Raw genomic sequence first — 11,022 nt, 5'->3', positions numbered from 1 at the left:
ACAGCAGCGCGATCAGCCCGGACCGGCGCGCGTTGCTGATCCAGGTCTTGGCTCCGGTGATGACCAGCTCGTCGCCGTCGCGTTTGGCCTGGGTGGTCATCGCCTGCAGATCCGAACCGCCGCCCGGTTCGGTCAGCGCCATCGTCGCGCGCAGCTCACCGGTGGCCATCCGCGGCAGGTAGGCCTTCCGCTGCGCGTCGGTGCCGAAGATCGTCAGCAGTTTCGCGACGACGGTATGTCCGCCCATCGCCCCGGCCAGGCTCATCCACCCGCGCGCCAATTCCTCGGTGACCTGAACGTAGCAGGGCATCGACACCGGAGTGCCGCCGTATTCCTCGGGCACCGCCAAGCCGTAGATGCCGATCCGCTTCATCTGCTCGATCCACTCCTCCGGATACCGGTTGGCGTGCTCGAACTCCTGTACCTTCGGCTTGACCTCCCGCTCGATGAAGGTCCGGACGGTCTCGACGAGCAAGACCTCCTCACCGCTCAGCCATCCGTGGTTCACGTCGTCTCCTCCAGGCTCCGGACAATTTGTACGTCCATTTGCCGAAATGTTGGTTCGCCTGGCTGAGCATACGCCGTACTGCAAGGTCGACACCCACCAGATGCATTGCTAACGTGCGGATCGACCGCCAAGCACTCACAGGTCATCCACCGAGCAAATGTCCGCACATTTGCCATTCCAGCTCGGGAGCACATTTATGCCGTCAGAGCACCAACCGGTCCGGCGACGCGCCGTCCTCGTCGTCCCGGGCGCATCCGAACACAGAATCGTCAAGGCGCTGCACGCCGGTGCCGACGAGGTGGTGATCGACCTCGAGGATGCGGTCGCCGTCGACGCCAAGGAATCGGCGCGCGGGCTCGTCGCGGATCTGCTGCGCGGGATCGACCGCGATCCGGCGCGCTCGGTTGCGGTGCGGGTGAACGGGTTCGCGACCGCGTGGGCGGACGACGATCTGCGCGCGCTCGCCGCGACCAGCACCGTGGACAGCATCGTGATTCCCAAGGTCGAAGACCCCGCGACGCTCGAGCGCGCACACGTGTTGCTCGACGGCCATCCTGCGAGCCTGCAGGCGCTGATCGAAACGCCGCGCGGCGTACTGGCCGCCGACGACATCTGCCGGACCACCGCTCCCCTGGCCGCCGTCGTGATCGGATACGCCGATCTCGGCGCCGCACTCGGCCGCGGCGCGGACCTGCCACCGCGGCGATGGGCGGCCATCCAGGATCGCATCCTGCTGGCGGCGCGGGCCAACGACGTCGCGGCGATCGACGGACCACATCTCACCGTCGCCGACAACGACGATTTCCGCAGCAGCGTCCGGTGGGCGTACGAAGCCGGATTCGACGGCAAGTGGGTGTTGCATCCCACCCAGATTGCCACGGCCACAGCACAATTCACTCCCGACCAGGTTGCGGTCGAACACGCCCGCGCCGTCCTCGCCGCACTCGACGAGGCTACCCGGCTCGGCGCCGGGGTGGCCCGGCTCGGTGACCGCATGCTGGACGAGGCCGTCGCGATCGCCGCCCGGCGGGTACTGACACGAATCGGAGGAGAACAGTCATGACCACACCCGGCGACGGGCCCTACTTCGACGACCTGTCGGTGGGCCGGATCTTCGACGACGCGCCCTCCATCACGCTGACCGACGGCCTCGCCGCCGCGCACCAGGCCATCGCGGGCGATCGCCTGCGGCTGGCGTTGGACCGGCACCTGTCCACCGCGGTCACCGGCGCGGCGCTCGCCCATCCCGCTCTGGTCTGGGATGTCGCCATCGGCCAATCCACGATCGTGACCCGGCGAGTGAAAGCCAACCTGTTCTACCGCGGACTGAATTTCCATCGGTTCCCCGCCCTCGGCGACACGCTGCGCACCCGGACCGAGGTCGTCGGACTCCGGCAGAACTCCGTCAAACCCGGGCGCCATCCCACCGGCATGGCCGCGCTGCGGATCACCTGCACCGACCACCTCGAACGGACCGTGCTCGATTTTCACCGCTGCGCGATGCTGCCGTTGAGCGAGAAGCCCGATCCCGCCCGGCTCGTGCCCGACGACGACCTCTCGCACATCGGCACCGACGCGCAACCGGCACGGACCGCTCCCGAGCAGTGGGACCTGCGCGCCTTCCGTGCGGCGGTGCCGGGCACCCACTTCGATCCGGCGCTGGCCGGGAAAATCCGGCACTCGAGCGGTGACGTCGTTTCGAACGCTCCCGAATTCGCCCGCCTGAGCCTGAATATCGCTGCGACACACCATGATTACCGGGTCGGCGAACACGGCCGGCTGGTCTACGGCGGACATGCCATCGGTATAGCCCTGGCGCAGGCCACTCGCGCGTTGCCCAACCTCGTGACGGTGCTGGGCTGGCGGTCGTGTGATCACACCGGCCCCGTGTACGAGGGCGACACCCTGTCCAGCGAGCTCACCGTCGAGAGCGCGACGGCGCTGGGCGATAGCGGTGGGCTATTGGACCTGCGCTCGCGCGTGTTCTCCCACGACACCGCCGGTACCGACCGACAGGTGCTGGACTGGCATTTCACCGCACTGCTGGCCTAACAGATCTCACATGGCATAATCATTTATATGATTTTGTTCTTTGCGTGTGCCGGAGGGGACAACCTGTGATCAATTCGTCTGTAGTCGTTGCCGACACCGAAGAGCAGCGGTCGCTTGTGGAAACGATCGCACAGCTGCTCGGCCGCCACTGGGGTCCCGGCTCCGCGCACAAGCTCGTCCAGGACCCGGATCGGGTCAGCGAAGTCACGCTGTGGTCCGAGCTCGCGCAGATGGGCGTCGCGGGACTGCCGATCCCCGAATCCCTGGGCGGATCCGGTGGCAGCTGGGCCGATTTCGCCGTGGCAGCCGAGGCGCTGGGCTCGGTGGTGGCACCGGCTCCGGTCATCGCCGTCGCGGGCGCCCTCGGCGCGCTGAGCGCACCGAATGTCGCCGGCGGCGACCTACTGGCGCAGATCGCCTCGGGCCGCGTCGTCCCGGCCGTCGCGTGGACAGAACACACCGGAATGCCCGCGGTCGCGGGGCGATTCGAAGCCGTGGCCGGTGACCACCCCGGCCGGGTGATGGTCTCCGGCACCGCGGAGTTGATCCTGGCGCCGGAGGCCGAGGTCGTCCTCGCGCTCGCCGACGGCGAATCCGGCCCACTGCTGATCGTGGTACCCACCTCCGATGCGCAGGCGGTACGCATCGAGCGAATCCAGAGCCTGGATCTGCTGCGCCCGCTGGGCGCGGTGAACCTGCAGCGGGCGGCGGGTACGGTCCTCGCCACCGGTGACGACGCGGTGGCGGCGATCCGGCGCAGCCTGGTCACCGCGGGACTGGCCCTGGCGGCCGACCTGACCGGCGTCGCGAGCCACTGCCTGTGGGCGGCAGTCGATTACGCGGCCACCCGCGAACAATTCGGCAAACCGATCGGCGCATTCCAGGCCGTCAAGCACAAGTGTGCCGACATGCTGGCTCGCGTCGAACTGGCGCGAGCCACCGCCCGCGAGGTCGCCGGGCTGCTGGATTCCGGCGCGGGCGCCGCTGCCCTGGATCAGGCCGTCGCCTTGGCGTTGCTCGAATCCGTCACGGCCGCACAGCATGTCACCGCGGACTACATCCAGGTGCTGGCCGGAGTCGGCTTCACCTGGGAGCATGAGGCCCACCTCTACTATCGCCGGGCCGGCGCCGCGGCCCCGCTGTTCGGCGGCACGAGCGCCGCGCGCGAGCGCCTGGACCCGACGCGGCACGCGGCCGCGTCGACCGTGGCCGCCGAGGTCACGCCCGGCAGTCCCGCCGCCGAACTCGCCGCCGCCGTTGAAACCCTGCTGCCGCTACATCGCGAGCAATGGGGTGCCGACGATTCGTTCCCGGCCCGGCTGTCGTGGCAACAGCGTCTGCACGCAGCGGGCTGGATCGCACCGCACTGGCCCGAGGAATTCGGCGGGCGCGGGCTGTCGATCGTCGATCAGGTCGCCTGCGACCAGGTACTGGCCGGCTCGCGCGCGCCGCTGCTGGCCGGGGTGCTGGGCGTGAACAATGTGGCCCCGACCCTGATGCACTACGGCACCCCGGAACAGCGCGAACATCTGGCCGCCATCCAGGCCGGCACCGAAGTGTGGTGTCAGGGCTTCTCCGAGCCCGGTTCGGGCAGTGATCTGGCCAGTCTGCGCACCCGAGCGGTGCTCGAGGGCGACGAATTCGTCATCAACGGCCAGAAGATCTGGACCTCGGAGGGGATGGAGGCCACGCACTGCCTGCTGCTGGTGCGCACCGATCCGCAAGCGCCCCCGCACAAGGGAATCTCGGCGTTGCTGGTCCCGATGGACTCCGCCGGAATCACCCGACGCCCGATCACCCAGATCACCGGTGAGGGCGGATTCGCCGAGGTGTTCTTCGACGATGTCCGCGTGCCACACACCGCATTGCTGGGCCCGCTGCACGAGGGGTGGAAGGTCACCATGACGACACTCGGCTTCGAACGCGCCGGGGTGATCATGATGGCCGGACGTCTCGAACAGACCGTGCTGGATCTGGTCGCCGCCTTGGCCGGACACGAGCTGGCGCCGCATGCCCGCGCCGAACTCACCGACCGGCTCGGCGAGGCGCGCGCGGTCGGACTCCTGGGCAAGCGCGCACTGGGCCGGATCGCCGCCGGCGGTACGCCGGGCGCCGAGCATTCGGTGATCAAGCTGGTCTGGAGTACGACCATGCAGACGATCGGCGACACCCATCTGAGGGTGCTCGGTCCCGCCGCGATCACCTCGGCGACCGGCGCCGCCGCACAGCACGACTATCTGATGTCGCGCTCGTCCACGATCGCCGGCGGCACCACCGAGATCATGCGCAACATCCTCGCCGAACGCGTGCTCGGAATGCCGAAATAGTAACTCGCACAACATTATCGGAGATCCCGAATAAACAAGGAGAAGCGGTGTCTGATCGGTTGCGAGTGGGGATCGTCGGCGTCGGGTGGGGTGTGCACGTGCAGGTGCCCGCATTCCGGGCGGTCCCAGAATTCGAGGTGGTGGCGCTGTGTGCGCGAACCGAGGCCAGTGTCGGCAAGGCCGGTAGCCGGACCGGGATCACGGATCTGAGCACCGATTGGGCCGCCTTCGTCCAGCGCGACGACCTCGACGTCATCTCCATCGCGACGCCTACGGTGGCCCACCACGATCAGGTCCTGGCCGCGATCGAGGCGGGAAAGCACGTGCTGTGCGAGAAGCCGCTGGCACTCACCGACGACGATGCGCGCGATATGCTCGCCCGCGCGCAGGACAAGGGGGTCGCCCACGCGGTGTGTTTCGAGGACCGCTGGTCACCGGAGAAGTACGCGGCGCGCGAACTGATCTCCGGCGGCTATCTCGGCACCCCGTATTCGGCGCGGGTCAGTGCCCGCGTCGACTACTGGCACCCGGCTCATCCGCTGCAATCGGAGTGGATGTACCGCAGCGCCGACGGCGGCGGCTATCTGCTGGGTCTCGGCGCCCACGACCTGGACTACCTGTGCTGGCTGTTCGGGGAGCCGGCCGCAGTGTGCGCCGATGTGCGCACCACCGTCCCGACCCGCCAGCGCCCCGACGGTACCCTGCTCGAGATCGACGCCGACGATACCGCCGCGCTGCTGATCCGCTTCGAATCAGGGGTCGTGGCCACCCACACGCTGACCGCGATGGGCCTGCACGCGGGCGCCTCCTATCACCTCGACATCACCGGCAGCGACGGTGCGGTAGCCATCGAGGGCACGCTGTTCGAACGCACCCTGCTCGCCGGCACCGCCGAGGAGCCCGGACTGAGCACCGCACCCGGCTCGTCGCGCATCCCGCGCTCGGGCGCCCTGTCCTTCGACGGCGGGGCACGCAAAGGGGCGGCGCGGCAACTGGCGCTGCTGCTCGAGGATTGGCTTCCGGCCTTCGACGGCAAGCCGACCCCCGACGTCCCCGACCTCACGGACGGGCTGCGGGTACAGCGCATCGTCACCGCCGCCCGCCAGAGTTCGGCGGGTGCGGGATGGGTCGAATTGTGAGCGGGCATCGAATTATGAACGGGCACAGCTACATCAGCCATCACCGCGGCCAAACACAGTAATCGTCTGCTCGGCGGGCACGCCGGGTCGTCACCGCTACCTGTAGCGACCCGGCTATCGGCCTACGCGCTGTGCGCCTCCGGGGCACACCACATCGACCGGTTCAATCTGCCCCGTCCGAGTACGCTGCCCGCTGCAGCCACACCCACCACCCCGTGGCCTGCGACATCAACTGAACCGATCGAACCCGGACTCAAACACCGAGTGGTCGCATCACCGGGGACCGGCCAGTGTGGGTCCGCTCGGCGGCTGTATCCGCCGAACGGACCGCTCGCAGAACCGATGCCCGCGCGGTGCCGGCCAACTGCCGAATGCCAGGAGCTAGGGTTGTCCGGGCAGTAACCGCACGAACAGGGCCTCCGCCACCGCACACAGGTGCTCGCCGTCGAGCAGTCGGCCACTGATGAACGTCTTGCGGCCCTCGATCCGATCGATGGCTGCCTCCACGCGCAAGGGACGATTGATCGGCGTAATGCGGCGGTAATCGACCTCGAGATAAGCCGTGCGCGAACCCGGTTGAGCCTTCATTCCGACGAATATGCCGAGCAGATCGTCGAACAGCAGCGGGATCTGGCCACCGTGGACCGCACCGTTGCCACCCAGGTGCGCATCGGTGAACTGGGCGACCGCCTCCAGCCGGGTCGCGCCGACCTCGGTGATGACATACGGGATCAGCGAGGGATGCGTCACCTCCAGGGTCGGCCGCTGATGAGCCGGACGCTGCCGCTCGGGTACGCGGTAGCGTTCCAATTCCGCTGCGGTGCAGCCTAATTTGTCGACCAAACGGCGGGTCACGTCCGGCGGCGGTGCCGCGGCACAGACGGCGGCCTGCAATCTGCGGAAGGTCTCGGCCAGTTCGGCATAGTCGGATGTCGTGCGCGCGGCGGTATCGGGAAGTTGCGAAACCATCGGCAGCGCTTACCGATTCGGCTTGATCAGCCGGTCGGCGATCATCGAGATGTCGGCCCGGAAATCGTCGATGCTGCGACTGGCGGGTTCGACGGTGATCCAGGTGACCCCGGCATCCGCGTACTCGGGCAGCAGCGGCGCGACCGCGTCGCAGAATGCGGTGCTGTCGCCGCTGTGCAGCAGGTTCGCCTCGAACGGCACGAAGGAGACATCGAGCGCGGACTTGCCCAGGTCCGCGCGCCGGGCGTTCTGCTCGCCGATCATGGTGCGCAGCGTGCCGATATCTTCCAGGGGCAGCGACCGGGTGATCGCGGCCATCTCCGCGGACTGCCCCATCGGCAGCCAGCCGTCGCCGAGTTCGACCGCGCGACGCCGCGCCGCGGCGCTGTTACCGCCGATCCAGATCGGCGGCCCGCCCTGCTGTTGCGGGACCGGCAGCGAAATATGGCCTGTCGCCCCGAATTGCGGGCCGTCGTGGTCGACACCGGCCCAGGTCGCGCGCATCGCCGCGATGGCCTCGTCGAGCAGTGCGCCGCGGTGCGCGAAATCGGCGCCGAGCGCCTCGAATTCGGATTTCAGATAGCCGGCGGCCAGGCCGAGTGTCAGCCGCCCGCCCGACAGAAGATCCAGCGACGCCGCCGATTTCGCACCCAGATACGGACTGCGATAACCCGCGACCATCACATAGGTGATCAGGCGCAACCGGCTTGTGGCCTGGGCGGCGATGGCGAGCGCGACGAACGGGTCGAAGGCGTGATGGCCGCCGTTGGCCAGCCATTTCTTGTCCGGATACGGGTGCTCGCTGACGGACAGGCCGTCGAATCCGGCATCCTCCACGAACTTCGCCACGGCGCCGAAGTCGGATTCGCTGATCCAGCGCGGATAGTGCTTGACCGCCCGCATCGGGAACATCAGATTGAATTTCAGGCTCACGATATCCGCTTTCATTCGAGCAGTTTTCTGGCGACGACGACCCGCTGCACCTCGGTCGCCCCCTCCCCCAGGCGTTTGACCCGCAGATCCCGGAACCACCGCTCCAGCGGCAATTCGTCGGCCAGACCGAGCGCGCCGTGAATCTGGATGCACCGGTCGACGACCCGGAAGGCCGCCTCGGTGCCGTACAGTTTCGCGATCGAGGCGTCGATCTTCACGTCCTTGCCGAGATCGGCGTTCCAGGCGGCCTGATACATCAGCAGCCGGGCCGCCCGCAGCTCGACTTCGCTGTCGACCAGCATCCACTGGATTCCCTGTTTGTCGGCCAGCTTGCCACCGAAGACGTCTCGGTCCTTGGCCCAGCTGCAGGCCATCTCGAGTGCGGTCTGCGCGATGCCGATCGGTCCCGCCGAGTAGATGATCCGGCCGTGTACCAGGAAGTCACTGGCGAGTGAGAATCCCTTGCCCTCGGTGCCTATCAAGTTCTCGGCCGGGATCCGGGCGTTGTCGAAATGCAATTCGTAGGGTGCGAAGGACGCCATCACGCCGATTCGACGGAACGACAGGCCAGGCGTGTCCTTTTCGATGATGAAGCACGAAATCCCCTGCCGCCCTTCGCCGGTACGCGCGTACACGACCCCCCAGTCAGCGTCCTTCGCATGGCTGGTCCACATTTTGGTGCCGTTGAGTACGTAGTGGTCGCCATCGCGCACGGCCTTGAGCGTGATCGCGCGCGCCGGGTCCGAGCCGCCGGAAGCCTCGCTGATCGCGGTGTACGCCTTGGTGGCGGTGCCGTCGATGATGGGCTGAGCGTATTTCGCGAACTGTTCGGGAGTCGCCTTGAACAGCACATTGGGCGGGTTGCCACCGAATGCGCCCAGCGCCGGAAAGAACGCGCCCATCCGGCATTTGGCGGCTTCCTCCGCTACCACGACCTGGCCGAGCACGCTCAGCCCCGCGCCGCCGAGTCGCTCGGGCGTCTGGAGCGCCCACAGCCCCAGCCGACGGGCCTTGTCCTGCAAGGCAATCAGCTGCTCGCGCGGCAGCCCGGCGGCATCGTGCGGTAGCTGTTGCTCGAGGGGGCGCACCTCGGAATCCATGAATCGGCGCACGGTCTCGCGCAGCAGCCGGAACTCCTCGGGCAGTTCCCACGCGCCGGTCAGCCGGGCGTCATCGATCTGATCGGAGGTGAGTGCGGGCATCGGATACTCAGCTCCGGGCCGCGGCGCGGTAGGAGCGAGCGCTCTCGAGCTGTGGCACGTGGTTGGTCTCGTACTGCTCGATCCACTCGGCCGGCAACTTGCCCCACGCTTCGCCGATGCGCAGCCGCTCGCCGGGGTTGAGGATTTCCGCGGCGACCACGTCGCCGACGAAGATGGTGCTCTCCTCGACATCCAGGGTGGCCATCACCCGGGCCTCGACGTAGCTGTGCGCGTCGCGCAGAATCGGTGCGCCGGTGACCCCGGTCTTGGTGCGCAGTTTCGAGATCTTGTCTCCGTCGCGGCCCGAGCTGCCGCCCAGTGTCATCAGAATGTCGAGCGACGCGTCGATCTGCTCCGGCACGGCGCTCAGCAGGTGCATCACGAATATGCCGGACTCGAGCACCATGTCGTGGGTTTTGTTGTATTTGGTCAGGCTGACCGTGGCGCGCGGCAGTTCCGGCACGATGCTCATCGAGCCGGCGGACAGGCTCATCAGGCCGTTGGCGAATCCGCCGTCGATCGTGGTGACCGCGACCGGGAACGGACGCAGGCCACCGAGGACCTTGTTCGCCGCATCGACGTCGATTGTCATGTCGTTGTTCCTTTCGAGATGTCCGGCGAGCTACCACGCGCCGAGAGCGATGAATCCAGGTAGTCGATGAGGCTGGCGGTGAAGACGTCGTTGTCGTCGCCGGCGACCATGTGTCCGACCTCGCGGACGTCGATCACCTGGGAGTGCGGGATGAGTTCCCGCATTTCGGCGACACCCTCGTCGGAGACGACGTCGGACAGCTGCCCCCGGACCAGTAGTACCGGGCAGGTGATCCGCTGCGCCGCCCGTTTGGCCCGCTCGTAGATCTGAGGGCTGACCGGCCGGTCGTCGTCGCCATCGGTGGATCGCATCAGCGCGGGGTCCCAGTGCCAGTACCAGCGGTCGCCGCGCAACCGCAGGTTCTTGCGCAGCCCGTCGACGCTCGACGGCCGCGGGCGATGGGGGTTGTAGGCCGCGATCCGCGCGGATGCTTCCTCGAGCGAGGCGAAGCCGTCCGGCGCGCTCTGCATGAACTCGCGAACCCGGCGACCGCCGCTGACCTCGACGCGGACGGCGATGTCGACCAGGACCAGCGCCTGCGCGACCGATGTGTCCTCACCGGCCGCGATCAGGGAGATCTTGCCGCCCATCGAGGCGCCGACGAGGGCGACGGGCAGGCCCGGATTCTCCTGCCGGATATGGACGAGCACCTTACGCAGGTCCTCGACGAGGGCCGCGACGCTGTAGTCGCCGCCGGAATGCCAGTCGCTGTCGCCGTGCCCGCGCAGGTCGATCGCATACGACACCCAGCCGGCCTCGGCCAGCCGGATTCCGGTGCGCCGCCAGGAGTGCCGCGTCTGGCCGCCGCCGTGCAGCAACACCACCACGCCGCGGCCATCGGCGTGATCGCCGACCCAGCGATCGGCGGCCAGGCGTACTCCGGCGCCCGGCAGACTGTGCTCGAGATGACGCACGAGACTGCTCCCTTCCGTGCCGCCGACGGCTGCTCCGCGCGGAGCGCCGCATCCGGGCCTAGGCACCCGTGCGACGGCTTTACCAACCATATCTGACAGAAGTGTCAACCAGTAGCGCGGTCACTGCCCCTTCGGCACGTCGATCAGCACCGCCCCGGCCTGGCCGCCGCCCGCACACATCGCCGCAACACCGTATCCACCACCGCGGCGCCGCAGCTCATACATCAGGGTGACGATCATGCGCGCGCCGGTCGCGGCGACCGGATGGCCGAGACTGCATCCGCTGCCCGCGATATTGACGAGTTCATCATCAATACCGAGCTTTTTGCAGGCCGCGATCGGGACGGCCGCGAACGCCTCGTTGATCTCCCACAGCGCGACATCGG

The 11,022-nt window shown here is 67.9% G+C and carries 10 protein-coding genes and 1 pseudogene; 4 read left to right on the top strand and 7 right to left on the bottom strand.

Annotated elements, in window-relative coordinates; translation table 11 throughout:
* Nucleotides 1-508, bottom strand: a 508-nt coding sequence (locus C5E41_RS32195; RefSeq protein WP_181063528.1) for an acyl-CoA dehydrogenase family protein, incomplete at its 3' end; no start/stop codon positions are given.
* A 196-nt stretch (nt 509-704) separates the two neighbouring features.
* On the opposite strand from C5E41_RS32195, the gene C5E41_RS32190 reads away from it, so the two are divergent.
* From C5E41_RS32190 to C5E41_RS32175, 4 genes are all read left to right on the top strand, one after another.
* Nucleotides 705-1,571 carry an HpcH/HpaI aldolase/citrate lyase family protein gene (locus C5E41_RS32190; RefSeq protein WP_104379450.1) on the top strand — a complete coding sequence of 289 codons (867 nt, stop codon included), beginning with the start codon at nt 705-707 and terminating at the stop codon, nt 1,569-1,571.
* Nucleotides 1,568-2,560, top strand: a complete 993-nt coding sequence (locus tag C5E41_RS32185) for a MaoC family dehydratase (protein WP_104379449.1) — start codon at nt 1,568-1,570, stop codon at nt 2,558-2,560. Before C5E41_RS32190 ends, C5E41_RS32185 begins: the two co-directional genes overlap by 4 nt.
* 65 nt (nt 2,561-2,625) lie before the next feature.
* The gene (locus C5E41_RS32180; protein ID WP_219823306.1) at nt 2,626-4,887 is read left to right on the top strand and encodes an acyl-CoA dehydrogenase; all 2,262 of its coding nucleotides are present in this window, start codon (nt 2,626-2,628) and stop codon (nt 4,885-4,887) included.
* Between the two features lie 47 nt (nt 4,888-4,934).
* Nucleotides 4,935-6,026 (top strand): Gfo/Idh/MocA family protein, encoded by a 1,092-nt coding sequence (locus tag C5E41_RS32175; protein ID WP_104379448.1) that lies wholly within the window; start codon nt 4,935-4,937, stop codon nt 6,024-6,026.
* Between the two features lie 381 nt (nt 6,027-6,407).
* Here C5E41_RS32175 and C5E41_RS32170 read toward each other — a convergent pair whose 3' ends face one another.
* The 6 genes and pseudogenes from C5E41_RS32170 to C5E41_RS32145 all read right to left on the bottom strand — a co-directional run.
* On the bottom strand, nt 6,408-6,995 hold the full coding sequence (locus tag C5E41_RS32170) for a PaaI family thioesterase (protein ID WP_104379447.1): 588 nt from the start codon (nt 6,993-6,995) through the stop codon (nt 6,408-6,410).
* Nucleotides 6,996-7,004: 9 nt separating this feature from the next.
* Complete coding sequence (locus C5E41_RS32165) at nt 7,005-7,943, bottom strand: LLM class F420-dependent oxidoreductase (RefSeq protein WP_258081404.1); 939 nt, start codon at nt 7,941-7,943, stop codon at nt 7,005-7,007.
* Complete coding sequence (locus C5E41_RS32160; protein WP_104379446.1) at nt 7,940-9,130, bottom strand: acyl-CoA dehydrogenase family protein; 1,191 nt, start codon at nt 9,128-9,130, stop codon at nt 7,940-7,942. Before C5E41_RS32160 ends, C5E41_RS32165 begins: the two co-directional genes overlap by 4 nt.
* A gap of 7 nt (nt 9,131-9,137) precedes the next feature.
* The gene (locus tag C5E41_RS32155; RefSeq protein WP_104379445.1) at nt 9,138-9,722 is read right to left on the bottom strand and encodes a flavin reductase family protein; all 585 of its coding nucleotides are present in this window, start codon (nt 9,720-9,722) and stop codon (nt 9,138-9,140) included.
* Entirely contained in the window at nt 9,719-10,636 is a 918-nt protein-coding gene (locus C5E41_RS32150) for an alpha/beta fold hydrolase (protein WP_258081403.1), read from the bottom strand. The genes C5E41_RS32155 and C5E41_RS32150 overlap by 4 nt, the downstream gene beginning before the upstream one ends.
* A 120-nt stretch (nt 10,637-10,756) precedes the next feature.
* Nucleotides 10,757-11,022, bottom strand: a pseudogene (locus C5E41_RS32145) (acetyl-CoA C-acyltransferase); the annotation flags it as partial.

This window comes from Nocardia nova (assembly GCF_002933465.1).
GTDB classification, from domain to species: domain Bacteria; phylum Actinomycetota; class Actinomycetes; order Mycobacteriales; family Mycobacteriaceae; genus Nocardia; species Nocardia nova_B.
This window is presented reverse-complemented; position numbering and strand designations above follow the sequence as displayed.

Bases quoted from the DNA above. Each gene is read 5' to 3' on its own strand.
- C5E41_RS32185 (WP_104379449.1), top strand. From the start codon at position 1,568: ATGACCACACCCGGCGACGGGCCCTACTTCGACGACCTGTCGGTGGGC.
- C5E41_RS32190 (WP_104379450.1), top strand. From the start codon at position 705: ATGCCGTCAGAGCACCAACCGGTCCGGCGACGCGCCGTCCTCGTCGTC.
- C5E41_RS32160 (WP_104379446.1), bottom strand. From the start codon at position 9,130: ATGCCCGCACTCACCTCCGATCAGATCGATGACGCCCGGCTGACCGGC.
- C5E41_RS32155 (WP_104379445.1), bottom strand. From the start codon at position 9,722: ATGACAATCGACGTCGATGCGGCGAACAAGGTCCTCGGTGGCCTGCGT.
- C5E41_RS32165 (WP_258081404.1), bottom strand. From the start codon at position 7,943: ATGAAAGCGGATATCGTGAGCCTGAAATTCAATCTGATGTTCCCGATG.
- C5E41_RS32170 (WP_104379447.1), bottom strand. From the start codon at position 6,995: ATGGTTTCGCAACTTCCCGATACCGCCGCGCGCACGACATCCGACTAT.